A 12,034-nucleotide genomic window follows, 5' to 3' on the forward strand; every position below is an offset into this window, starting at 1 on the left:
TCAGCCGATGGTGCCTTCTACCTCGATGCCGACCTGCTCTCCTCTCTCTTCGATGGTCCCGGCCTCTTGATCGACGTGTGCCCGTCCGCGTTCCGTGATGTCACCGCCAACGCGCATGCCGACCTGCTTGCCGTGAAGGGAATCGGCCCGTTGCGAGACCTCCACCCCGGGCCGGTCTGCTTCCTTCTCGTCGCCGAAGGGCAAGCGGCGCCCGTATACCTCTTCCAAGTCCCGGCGAAGGCGACCCAGAAGTTCACGCAACTCGTCGTCATCGCCCTGGAGGAACTCGGGCCGCGACAGGTAGACGCGGAGCGCACCGTGGGCCCCCGTGATGCGTGCGATGCGCTCGTCGGAGAGTGCGGGGGCCCTGACCAGCAGGGGCTGTGTCTGTCCCGGAACCTGCTCGGGCTCGTCCACCGGCACTCGACCTGCTCGCCGGTCCAACACAGCACTCGCGCGGTCGAAGAGAAACCTGACCGCTTCGGTCAGCAGCGTCCCGGCCAGTACGGGAAATGCCAATGGATCCATGTGCTTCCTCCCCCTCCCCGTTGGTCTGCGAGGCGGTCGCATCTTCCACAGGTAGGTGCGACTGGCACTTACGCAGACAAAAACGGGATCACCGTACGAGGGTGATCATTGCGAGTGACAGAGAGGAAACTGGTCGATTATCAAAGTGGCCGAAGAGGCGATATTGACACACTGTAGAAACGCCATTGACGTTGGGTGATCGTCCGCTGGTGGGAAGAGCGCACCGCACTCGTCTTGCTCGACGGCTGGAAGCGCACGATGTTCGATAACCGTTCGCAGGAAGGCGGTGTCTCATTCCTGCCACCGGTCCCGGTTGGTGCGGAGGATCACCACGGCTTCGCCGGCACCTGCACGACACATAGCTGGAGGCGATCGGCCAGTGGAGCGCCTGTTTGAGTGCTGGCACGGAGCACGCACAAACCCACGCCTTGGACGGCGCTGGCACAGGTGGTGCAAGGCTGTCCCCACCCGGGCGGATCACGGCGCAACCACCTGCCCATCGCTCGGAGGCGGTCAACACGACCCGAGTTGCCTAATGGGCCATCGGACGAAGCTGGTGACCGCTGATCGTCCTACCCAAGGACCAGTTCGCGGAAGGTATTGCGGATGTCGGCCAGTGAGCTGCGGTCGCGGGTGTAATAGAGCTTGTTGGTCAGGAGCACTGCCCACCGGCCCTCGGCAGGGCAGATCCACATACCTGTGCCGGTGAAGCCGTAGTGAACCCAGACGTCTTCCTCGGCGGTGGTGCCGGGCGCGGGGTGCCAGAACAGGCCACGAGCGGGTTGGAGCTGGCCCGTCTGGATCGTCAGGGAGCGGGTGATCCACTCACTCCCGAAACCAGCCCGGAACTGGGAAGCGGCAGGGGCGAGCATGTACCGGAGGAAGGCGGCGAGATCGTCGAGGACGGTGAAGGCGCCAGCGATGCCGCAGACGCCGCCGAGAAGGCGTGCAGAGAAGTCGTGTGCGACTCCCTTGAGATGAGTGTCGGTGTCCTGGTCGAGTTCGGTGGGCGCGCAGCGGGCGGCGAGGTCGGCAGGCAGGGGGCCGAAGCGGGTGGAGGTCATGCCCAGTGGGGTCCAAGTGCGGGTGGTGGCCAGTTGGTGCAGGGGCTGGCCGGAGAGGTGTTCGGTGAGGTAGCCCAGGATGAGGGCGGCCCGGTCGGTGTACTCGACGGCCTCTCCGGGTGCCCGATGGAGTTGTTCGTGGAGGACGCCTCGACGGATCTCCTGGGGGTCGGTGCCGTAGAGGTTCTTGAGTTGGGCTCGCAGCGGGACACCGGCGGTGTGCGTCAGCAACTGTTGGGTGGTGACGGTGCCGAGTGGGTGGCCGGCGACCTCGGGCCAGAACGTGCCGAGCAGCTGATCGAGGTCGAAGGTGCCGTCCTCCCACAGGGCGCCGATGGAGGACCAGACGGCCAGGATCTTGGTGAGGCTGGCCGAGTCGAAGACAGTGTCGGTGCGCATCGGCACGTCCGGCTCGCCGGGGTCGAGGACGCCGGTGGTGCCCTGGGCGAGGGTGCCGGTGGCGTCACCGACGGCCCACACGGCGCCGGGAAACACCTTGTCGCGGACTCCCTCGTTGAGCAGGGCTTCGATGCGGTCGCGGTCGTACGTCATGGTCTCCCTCTTCGCCGGGGTATCCCGTCATTCAGCGTAGTTACGTTCGCGGGGCGGTTCGGGTAGTGACCGTGTCGGGTCGTCCGGCGGTCGCTTCAGGTGAGGTGTCGGCCGAGGTCGGTCAGGGACCGTGCGGTCGCCGAGAGGGGATGGCGAGCCGCGTTGGCGTAGCCCGCCTGTCGCAGGGCGGTCAGCAGTCCCGGTGTCTTTCTCAGCCGGTCGAGGTCGCGCGCGAGTGCGGCGGAATTGGTGAAGTCGGTGGCCATGCCGGAAGCGGCGAGCGCTTCGCTGAGGCCGGGTACAGGTTGGTACAGGACGGGGAGTCCGCACGCTTGGGCTTCCAGTGCGACCAGTCCCATGGCTTCCAGGGTGGTGGACGGCATGACCAGTACGTCGTGTTCGATGAAGGCTTTCCACAATTGTGGGCGGCGGAGCCAGCCGAGGTAGCGGACTCGTACGCTGGCTCGTTGCAGCAGCGGGGCCAGCGCGTGGAACTGGGCTCTGGGCGCCGCGACGCTCAGCTCGATGCCGGGCACGGGAGCCAGGCTCTTGATCAGGGCTTTGACGCCCTTTTCGGTAGTCAGGCGTCCTGCGTACAGAAGCCGAAGGTGGCTGGTGGATGTGCGCAGTGGTCGGGCTGGCGGATCGGTGAGCAGGTGGTCGGGGATACCCCAAGGGATGTGGGTGATCTTGCGGCGTTCGATCTGCGGAGCGAGTTTGAGGAGGCGGTCGGCCATTGCGTTGGTGGGGACCACGATGGCGTGGGCGGCCCTGGATGTTTCGCGCAGCACTTGTAGCTGGTCTCGGTGTGTCTCGGCGAAGAGCAGGTCCGTGCCGTGGACGAGGGCGATCCGGGGATGTGCGGGCAGCGCGCGGATGAGGGCTGGTGTGGCGCCGAACGCGAGGTGCTGCAAGTGGAGGACGTCGATCTGTGTGGCATCGACCGCGGCCGTGAGCGCTCTGCGAAGGGTGGCGACGTAGCGGCTAAAGGCCGTTCCTTCCAGGCATTTACCTGCCACGGGGAGCAGGTTGAGTCCGACGGGCGGCCGGGAACCGTGACCAGGTGGCGCGAGCATGAAGGCGCGGGCCGGGATGAGGGGCTGCTGGCCGGTGTAGAGGTCGAGGAAGAGCTCGACGCTCCCGCCGGGGCTTCCGACGGGGAGATCCAGGAAGGTGGCGGCCATCGGGCCGTCGGCCGAGCGACCGTTCACCGCACGCCTCCGTTGATCTCCTCGTAGAGGCGTGAGATGTCGATGCCTTCCGTAGATGCGTACTTGGCAGGCTGCCGCTGGTAGCTGGCCGGTGCGCCGAAGGTGGTGAGGAAGACGAGCTTGCCGAAGGTCATGCCCGGATACACGCGCACCGGTCGGGCGGCGCGGATCTCCAGCGTCCACCGGATCGCATGGCCCTGGTGTCCGAGCGGAGCCGACACGTGGACCCAGATGCCCAGGGAGCCGGAGGTGCGGTCGCCGTTCAGCAGCTGCGCGTACATCTCCGAACCGGTCCGCTCCAAGGTGATGCCAAGGTAGAGCAAGCCAGGGCGCAGCACGAAGCCGGCGTCGGGGATGGACTGCTCGGTGAAGGCGGTAGGGGTCGCGGCGTCGAGGTCGCCGTCGCAGACGCGGATCGTGTTGCCGAGCCGCCAGTCGTAGGCGTTGGGGGAGACGCGGCTGGGCTCGTACGGGTCGATGGTGATCTCGCCGGCCTGGACGGCGGCTGCGATGGCGGGGCCGGTGAGGATCACGATGCCACCGCCCGGAGTCGGGCGAGGTCTCGCCAGTAGGCGGAGGGCTGCGGTCCTGCGGCGGCCTGGTACTTGCCACGGTAGCGGTCGACGGCACCGGTGGAGACGAAGAACATGATCTGCCCGATCTTCATGCCGGCATACACGCGCAGCGGCCGGATCGGGGTAAGCATGAGCGTCCACTGGCCGTGGAAGCCGATGTCGCCGATGGGGGCGGTGATCTCGACGAACAGGCCGAGACGTCCGACGGAGGAGCGGCCGAACAGCAACGGCACGAATGTGTCGGAGCCGACCTCTTCGAGGGTGTGGCCGAGGTAGAGCTCGCCCGGCTGGAGGATGTGTCCGTCCGGGCCGATGGTGGTTTCGCGGGTGGGGTTGGGCCGGTGGGCGTCCAAGACGGGGCCTGTGTAGGTGATCAGGGTGGGCCCCAGACGCACGTTGTAGCTGTTGGGGTTGACCTGATCGGCGGCGAACGGGGTGATGCGGAGGCGGCCGTCGTGAGCGGCAGCGGTGATCTCCGGGCCGGTGAGGATCATTACCTACCTCCTTCGGCGGTGTCGGGAGCGGTGAGGACGTGTCGGACGGCCTGGTCCAGACGCAGGCCGGCCTCGTGCGTGCGCTCGCCGAGGTAGGTGTCGGCGAGGTAGTCGGTGGTCAGCACGGTGGTGACGGCGTCCGGGAAGGGATCGGGTGCGGTGACGAGCGGGCCGGTCTGGGGGGTCAGAGCCGAAATCAGGCCGGGGAGGTCCCCACGTACCGGATCCGGCACGTGGGCGTGCACCAGCTGGTTACCGAACGGCTCGATGGAGAGCAGGTCGCCCTGGGTGAGGTTGCCGCCGAGGGGTACGGCGCGTAACGCCGTCTCGTTGAGGATGACCGCGTCTGCGCCGAGCCCCGTACGCAGCCGGGCGGTGAGGTCCAGGAGCAGGCTGCGCCGATCGAGGGCCTGGTGGCGGTAGGCCGGGCTGATCGGGCCGAGGACGTCGGCCAGCTGCTGCTTGACGTCTTCGATGCGGGAGCGCAGATCCGCAATCTCCGTCGGAACGACGCTCGGGGCCCGATCGGGGAAGGATGCGGTGCCCGCACCCCATCCCGTACCCACGGGCATGGCGATCGCATAGCCGCCGGCGAGCTCCCGGCCCTTGACGACCAGGGTGCCGTCGATTCGGACCGGCCCGTACTGATCGCTGTGGCAGTGCCCTGCGAAGACCACGTCGAGGAAGGGACAGGCCGCCGCGAGTTCCCGGTCCTCTTCGAAGCCGGAGTGGCTGAGCAGGACCCAGCTGTCCACCTCGTGGTGGGCGAGAATCACCTCACGCAGGGCCTGGAGGGGATCGGTGACGCAGTGGCCGACTCGCTGGGCGGCCGGGATCGAGTGGAAGGCTTGCCGACCGATCACAGCGGTTACGCCGACGCGCCGTCCATCGATGTCGGCGATGTGCAGGCGGCGGAACAGAGCGTCGCCGGTGTTGGCATCGACGGCGTTGGCGCAGACAGTGCGCCGGTGAAGGGCGGGTTCGAAGTGGTGGGGCCAGCCGTGGTTGCCAGGGGCCAGCACGTCGTACAGCCCGAGCAGGATCTCCCGCTCGATCGTGCCGCGAGCGAGGCGGTAATACCCGCTGCCTTCGAAGAAGTCGCCGCAGTCCACGATGAGCGAGGTCGGGCGCAGCGCGTGGAGGTGGGTCAGAAACGGTGCCGCGTTGTCGAAGGCGGAGTGGACGTCCGTCGTGGCAACGATCTGCCGCAGGTTCCAGCCGTCGGTGGTCACGGGGTGACCTCGCAGATGTCGGCACCCAGGGCACGCAGCTTGCCGGACAAGTCCGCGTGGCCGCGGCGCAACTGGTCGAGGCCGCCGATGGTGGTGATGCCTCGGGCCGTGAGGCCGACGACCATCAGGGCGGACCCGGTGCGGATGTCGGTGGCTTCAACGCCCGCGCCCGTCAGCTGCTGGGGCCCGGTCAGGCAGCATTCGGTGGGCGAGATCTCTTCGATCTCGGCGCCCAGGCGGGTCAGCTGCGGCAGCAGGTTGCCGTGGCGGCCGGGATTGATGGCGTCGGCGAACAGATGTGTACCGGGCAGTCCGAGGGCGAGTGCCATGAGCGGTGGTTCGAAGTCGGCGTCCAAGCCGGCCGGGCTCAGGGAGGCGATGGCCCGCAGGGGACGACCAGTGGGGACTGCCTCCTGGGCGCGGACGGTAAGGCCGTCCGGCTCCGCGTCCACGGGGATGCCGAGCTAATGAAGGGCAGCCATGAACGGGCCTACGTCCTTGCCCTGCACGCCATTGATACGGGCAGTACCGCGCGTCGCGGCGATCGCGCAGGCCAGCGTGGCTGCCTCGATCTTGTCTCCGGGCACTGTCCAGGCAGCGGGAGCAGTCGGCGACGAGGAGGGCGGTGAGAGAGCGAGCACATGCTCGCCTGCGCGCGTCTCCCAGCCCACCGAACTCAGGGCGTCGAGCACGCTCAGGACTTCGGCCGAGAGATTGGGCTGGCCCAGCCGTAAGGGCCGGCCGGTCGTGAGGGCGCGCAGTGTCGCGGCCACGGTCGCACCGCGAGAGCGGAACGGCAGTGCGATGGAGACGGTGCCGGTGTGAGAAGTGAGGGCCTCGATGCTGTATCCGGAGCTGTCCTGCCGGCTCCGGTCGCCGAACGCCTCGTACACCTTGAAGTGCAGCTCCATCCCGCGCGCACCGATCCGGCAGCCGCCCGGCCAGGGCAGCCGTGCCTGGCCGTAACGCGCGAGCAGAGCGGGGACGAGGTAGTACGAGGCTCGGATCTGGGCTGCCTGCGCCAGATCGGGCAGTCCCCGAGATGCCTCCGTCGGCAGGACCACGTAAGTGGCCGGTTCGCCGACGGGCTGCGCGGCATACCAGCCCCCTGTTGCAGAAGAGTGATCATGATCTGGACGTCGGTGCTGTTCGGGACGTTGCTCAGCCGCACCGCGCGACCAAGGGCGGCCGCTGCGGCCAAGAGCGGCAGGGCGGCGTTCTTGGAGCCGTCGACGCTCACGGTGCCAGCCAGCGGCGGCCCAGGGCGTACGGCGATCACCTCGGCGGCCACGCCGGGGGCGTGGGTGGTCGTCATCAGCAACTCCTTTGGAGGGGAGGGAAAGAGGCGACTTCCTGGCTGGGTTTGCTGGTCAAGTCGATTTCGGCCCAGCAGCGCTTGCCGGTCTCGGTCGGTTCGGCGTGGTACCGGTCGGCGAGAGCGGCGACGAGGAACAGGCCCCGTCCGCACTCGCTGTCCGCGTCGGGCAGAGCTGGCTGGGGCAGTACCGGGCTCGTGTCGCGGACCTCGATCCGCAGGACGGCCTCGTCGAGACAGACCGCGAGCGAGACGGATCCGGTGCCGGCGTACTGGATCGCGTTGGTGACGAGCTCGCTGACCAGCAGTTCGGCTGTGTGCACCACCTCGGCGCCCAGCCCCGAGCCCCAGCCCGCTATCGCGTCCACGGCCCGGTGCCGGGCCTCGCTTGCTGCGGCGGGCGTCGCGGGTAGGGAGAGAGCGAGCTGGTGCGCTTCCATGAGCGGCCTCCCGGTGTAGGTGCGGCCACACCAAGCAACCAGCCCGTCGCCGTGAGTGGTGAGCCCTGACGCCGGCGCTGCATGACTTATGCAGGAGCTGCATCACCGCCAACTACGGCTGATCTATGCTCGATTGAGCAGGCAGGATCAGCGACGGCGGAAGGAGCCGTGGCAGATGGCCGATGCGCATGGCGAAGCGAGACGGATCGGAGAACGGATCCGTCGGGCACGGGCGTTACAGCGGCGTTCACAGCACGACGTGGCCGCAGCGCTCGGGTATCACCAGTCCAAGGTGAGCCGTCTCGAGAGCGGTCGCGGCACGGAGGACATCCGCGTACTAAGCGCCATCGCGCAGGAACTGAACATCCCACCTCATGAGTTGGGCCTCGCCCCATCTCAGGACGTCTCCCCCGCCGATCAAGAAGCTGACGACATGCACCGCCGCACCTTCCTCGCCGCGAGCATCGCAGCGCTCGCGGCCCCGGCCGGCTCTTCGGCCTCGCACACCGCCCTCATCCAGGCCCTCCTGCCCGGTCCCGGCCCTGCGGGCACCGGTGATCCCCAGGACACCGCCGTCCTGTATGAACGCGTCGGATCAGCACTCAGGCTCTTCCATACCTGCCATTACGCAGAGCTGGAGCGCACCCTCCCGAGCCTGATCGCCGACCTGCGGAGGGCTGCCAGCGATGCGACGGACAGGGACCTCGTGTCCCGGCTCCTGGCCACGGCGTACCAGACGACGACGAGCCTGTTGCTCAAGCAGCACGACCAGGGCAACGCATGGCTCGCCGTCGGCCGGGCGATGGCCGAGGCCGAACGCTCGGGGGATCCGGTGGTCCTTGCCTCCAGCGTCCGCGTCCAGGCCCACGTGCTGGTCCGAGAGAAGCACGCCACTGAGGCCGTCACCTTGGTCCGGCACACCGCCGACCAGCTCACCGGCTCCTATGATCGGCGCTCTCCGAAGTACCTTGCCGCTGTCGGACTGCTGCTCCTGCGCGGAGTGACTGCGGCCAGCAGCCGCGGTGATCGCGCGGCCACAAAGGAATTCCTCACCGAGGCGAAGGAAGTCTCCCGGTACGTCACTCTCGACCGGCCCGACGCCTGGGCCACCTTCAGCCCGACCAATGTCGCCCTGCATGAGCTGAGCGCCCTGGTGGCCTTCGGCGACGCCGGCCTCGCCCTCCAGGCGGCCCGGCCCCTCATGCGCCGGCACATCCCGGTGCCCGAACGCCGCGCCGCACTGTGGGTGGAGGCGGCCCGCGCCTACAGCCAGCAGGGCCGCCTTGCCGACGGCTACCAGGCCCTACGTAGCGCCGAGACCTGCGCCGCCCAGGACATCCGCCGCCCCGACATCCGCAACCTGGTCGCGGACATGGCCGCCCGGGACCGCCGACGTACTCTGCCGGAACTGCACCACTTCAGCCGTCAACTGGGAGTCCCCGCGTGACCGAACCGACCGCCCCGGACAAGAAGCCCTTCCTGTACGTCGTCGTGTGCGCGGCGGGCGTGGCCCGCGACGTCGGCAAGCTGATCACCGCTGCCCAGGAGGCGAACTGGGACGTCGGTGTCGTCGCCACACCGCAGGGCCTCGGCTTTATCGACGCGACGGCGGTCGAGGCACAGACCGGCTACCCGATTCGCTCCGCCTGGCGCTCGCCGGGCGACCCTCGTCCGCTGCCGCCGGCGGACGCCATCGCGGTCGCGCCGGCCACCTTCAACACGATCAACAAGTGGGCCGCCGGGATCTCCGACACCCTGGCGCTGGGCATCCTGTGCGAGGCGTACGGCATGGGCATCCCGACCGTGGCCCTGCCCTACCTGAACTCCGCCCAGGCCGCCCACCCCGCCTACCAGGAGAGCCTGGACCGGTTGCGGGGGATGGGTGTCCTGATCGGTTCCTGCGAACCGCACCGACCGAGGGCCGGCGGCGCGGCGGAGCGCTTCCGCTGGGAGGAAGCTCTTGAACTGCTGGAGCCTCTGGTCGGCACGGCGCGGTGACGCCTTTTCCTCTCGCGCGTAGGTCCATTCACGGGTAGCCGCGTACAGTGCTCGCGTTGCCTCAGTGACCGCAGCTCAAGGCGTCACCGCCCTGGTCCCTTCAGATGGTCAGTTGGGCAATCTGCGGGGCGTCTCCAAGGCCCGAGATCAGGCTGATCTTGGGTACGGGCTTTTCCGCTCTGCGGCGACCGGCAATCTCGGACTTGATGGCTTCTAGAGTCGTGACAGACCACTGAGCCTGGGCCGTAGCCAAGACAAGGCCAACCGCTCCGACGAGCGTGCACCCTTCTATGAGCTTGCCTGCCTCGCGTCGACGTTGCTTTGCACTGTCACCGAGGGAGTCGTTGCTCTTGGCTTCCCCTACCCATAGCTCCTCCGTGGTGGCCAGGGCAAAGTCCATCTCAACGAACCGGTTTCCGTCTTTGATTAGTTCGAACTCCTCGCAGACCAGTGCCTGCCGCGCCCAGTACTGGCTGCGTAGATACTGCGTGGCCAGTAGTGGCACGTCTCCGTCGTTCATTACGAGTTCCAAGACTGCGGGATGGAGGTCGTAGAACCAGCGGGGCTCGTGCGCTGCTGGCCTCCAGCGTTCCTTCGTTAGCTGGTTTTCCCCTCCGCAGCGCCTGCAGCGGTAGCTCTGACTGATCTCGGACAGAGGGTAGAACTCTAGAATGGGACAGTGACCGCAGCCAAGGATCAGTCCGCGGCGCAGCACGCCCTGTGAGGTCCATTGATCGATTTGCCCTCTGCGTGCTGTCATGTCCCAGTCAGTGTCGTCGTGGGCTGCGACTGCTTCCCATGAGAGAACGACTGCGGATTTGAGCTTCCATCGGCTGCCTTCCGGGATGTCGTCTTGTGCGGAATTCGGCAAGAAGCGGCGAAGCAAAGCCCATCCTGGGCTCGCGGCCAGCTTTTCGAGATTGGTGCGGGATCCAAGGAGGCGTTCGGTTATGGCAGCTCGTTTTCCAGCAGGGCTGGGAAGCACTTCGACAGCATGCGTTGATGCTGTGACCTGGAGCATACGCTTGATGCCGGGCCAGGCCAGCTTCGGGGATGCGAGTGAGCCAGCTAGCGATGCTCCGCTGGGGACGAAGTCGAACCGGTGAGACCAATATGTGACGCCACCGTCGCCGGCGCGAACGAAAGTCTCCCATGGGTTTTGGCCCGTTGCGGTGACTGTTGAGGAGAGGGCGGGGAGAGGAGGCAATGGGTGGTTATGGGCGATGAGAGTGACCTGCCAGCGATGCCTGTTCGGATCGAGGCCGCGCGGCACCTCTGCTGCCAGGGAGAGCGACGTCTGGAGCGATCCGTCTGATTCCACAGTGACAGGCAAAGAACGTGGCTGGTCCCAGGTATCCCGCAACACCACCATGAACGGGTTATCCAGATTGATGTTGACAGGAGCAACCACATCGAAGCGGTGCTCCTCCTCTTCTGGCTCGATATGCCGTATGGGGCGGTTTTCCCATCTGGCGTTGATGCGCTGGTGGGTCTCTTCAGTGCTCAGCGACGCGCTTGTCACCAGCAGCCGGTCCGATCCGCGACCAGAGAACAACCACATGTCGCTGATTCCAGGCTCTGCCCATGGAAGCCACGTCACCGAGCCGCGGATCTGCCGCAGGACTTCGGCGAGCGCGAAGTCTTCGGGCTGATTGCCTAGGACAGCGACGCGCTCCTGTGGTCGAAAGGATCTTGTGATTGGGACACACAACCCGGCCTCGTGGGAACGCATCGCTTTGGAATCGTCACGCACGCCGGGGTGCAACTGCGACAGAAGCGGCGACTCAGTGCCGCGGGTGGCGGCTTCCCGCCACTCCTTGTCCGTGATCTGCCCGCCGATCGTGGATGCTTCGATGCCAACATGCATCGCGTAGGCCAGGGCATCCGCGGTACTCACCAGACTCCTCGGTACACCGATGAGAGGGGATGTGGCCACGGCAGCCAGTGGCGTCAGTTCGCGAGGGTTGTCGTCGTCAAACAGATGGCTGCATTGGATGAGGTCTTCTCTCTTATTGGGAGCAAGTTGCAGACGAAGATGATCAGCGGCCGCTTCTGCCTCCTGTACTACGGGACTGTTCCACGGCTCTTTGTACAGCATCTGCCTGAACTGATCGGCCGCGGCACTGTCAGATATCCCCCTTTCGGTCAGCAGCCGGTCGATGGCACCCGGATTGAGGCCGTCGTATGTGGCCCACGATGGCACGTAAGCAAGCACGTGATCTGGGTTCAAGCGGGCCAGGCATCGATCGACAGCGGGGTGTCCGACCGCGCTGGCAGGCACGACCACGCTTCCGCTGCAGCCCCACACCGCCGACAGTCGGGCGAGAGCGGCTGCCGTCCAGACAAACCAATCCCCGTCATCGTGTGGCGCTACTACCACCATCCGGGGCGGCCTGGCCGCATAGGACAGCGGAAGGAAGGTGATGGACTGCTCCGGCATCCGTCCAGTCTCGCACCGCAAGAGCTGCTCCCAGAGGTCGGCTCCTCAATGCGACGTTCTCCCAAGAACTGATATGGCCAACCTGCCCCAGCATGTCTCGGATCACTTAGTGCGTTGTGGCAAACCGGATCTTGTTCGAGCGGCAGCGGGTGGTCGTCTGGACTGAGGTTCGGGTGCGGTCGCGG

The 12,034-nt window shown here is 66.9% G+C and carries 10 protein-coding genes and 1 pseudogene; 2 read left to right on the forward strand and 9 right to left on the reverse strand.

Features of this window, described 5'->3' with window-relative positions; genetic code table 11:
- The 8 genes and pseudogenes from OFY01_RS28955 to OFY01_RS28990 form a co-directional block, all read right to left on the reverse strand.
- Window positions 1-528, reverse strand: coding sequence for a hypothetical protein (locus OFY01_RS28955; RefSeq protein ID WP_266604881.1), 528 nt, complete (start codon window positions 526-528; stop codon window positions 1-3).
- A 572-nt stretch (window positions 529-1,100) separates the two neighbouring features.
- A complete protein-coding gene (locus OFY01_RS28960; protein WP_266604882.1) occupies window positions 1,101-2,144 on the reverse strand; it encodes a serine hydrolase domain-containing protein in 1,044 nt (347 codons plus the stop codon).
- A 95-nt stretch (window positions 2,145-2,239) separates the two neighbouring features.
- The gene (locus OFY01_RS28965) at window positions 2,240-3,328 is read right to left on the reverse strand and encodes a glycosyltransferase family 4 protein (protein ID WP_266604898.1); all 1,089 of its coding nucleotides are present in this window, start codon (window positions 3,326-3,328) and stop codon (window positions 2,240-2,242) included.
- A gap of 23 nt (window positions 3,329-3,351) precedes the next feature.
- Window positions 3,352-3,888 carry a dCTP deaminase gene (locus OFY01_RS28970; RefSeq protein WP_266604884.1) on the reverse strand — a complete coding sequence of 179 codons (537 nt, stop codon included), beginning with the start codon at window positions 3,886-3,888 and terminating at the stop codon, window positions 3,352-3,354.
- On the reverse strand, window positions 3,885-4,424 hold the full coding sequence (gene dcd / locus OFY01_RS28975) for a dCTP deaminase (RefSeq protein ID WP_266604886.1): 540 nt from the start codon (window positions 4,422-4,424) through the stop codon (window positions 3,885-3,887). Before dcd ends, OFY01_RS28970 begins: the two co-directional genes overlap by 4 nt.
- Window positions 4,424-5,656, reverse strand: coding sequence for a metallophosphoesterase (locus tag OFY01_RS28980; RefSeq protein WP_266604888.1), 1,233 nt, complete (start codon window positions 5,654-5,656; stop codon window positions 4,424-4,426). The genes dcd and OFY01_RS28980 overlap by 1 nt, the downstream gene beginning before the upstream one ends.
- Window positions 5,653-6,971: pseudogene (locus OFY01_RS28985) on the reverse strand (UDP-N-acetylglucosamine 1-carboxyvinyltransferase). The gene OFY01_RS28980 and the pseudogene OFY01_RS28985 overlap by 4 nt, the downstream one beginning before the upstream one ends.
- Window positions 6,971-7,411, reverse strand: a complete 441-nt coding sequence (locus OFY01_RS28990) for an ATP-binding protein (protein ID WP_266604890.1) — start codon at window positions 7,409-7,411, stop codon at window positions 6,971-6,973. The pseudogene OFY01_RS28985 and the gene OFY01_RS28990 overlap by 1 nt, the downstream one beginning before the upstream one ends.
- A gap of 175 nt (window positions 7,412-7,586) precedes the next feature.
- Here OFY01_RS28990 and OFY01_RS28995 point away from each other — a divergent pair, with 175 nt between their 5' ends.
- Window positions 7,587-8,858 carry a helix-turn-helix domain-containing protein gene (locus tag OFY01_RS28995; RefSeq protein ID WP_266604892.1) on the forward strand — a complete coding sequence of 424 codons (1,272 nt, stop codon included), beginning with the start codon at window positions 7,587-7,589 and terminating at the stop codon, window positions 8,856-8,858.
- On the forward strand, window positions 8,855-9,409 hold the full coding sequence (locus OFY01_RS29000; protein ID WP_266604894.1) for a flavoprotein: 555 nt from the start codon (window positions 8,855-8,857) through the stop codon (window positions 9,407-9,409). Before OFY01_RS28995 ends, OFY01_RS29000 begins: the two co-directional genes overlap by 4 nt.
- 100 nt (window positions 9,410-9,509) lie before the next feature.
- Here OFY01_RS29000 and OFY01_RS29005 read toward each other — a convergent pair whose 3' ends face one another.
- The gene (locus tag OFY01_RS29005) at window positions 9,510-11,849 is read right to left on the reverse strand and encodes a hypothetical protein (protein ID WP_266604896.1); all 2,340 of its coding nucleotides are present in this window, start codon (window positions 11,847-11,849) and stop codon (window positions 9,510-9,512) included.
- Window positions 11,850-12,034 lie beyond the last annotated feature (185 nt).

The sequence above is a fragment of the Streptomyces beihaiensis genome (assembly GCF_026274175.1).
GTDB lineage: Bacteria > Actinomycetota > Actinomycetes > Streptomycetales > Streptomycetaceae > Streptomyces > Streptomyces beihaiensis.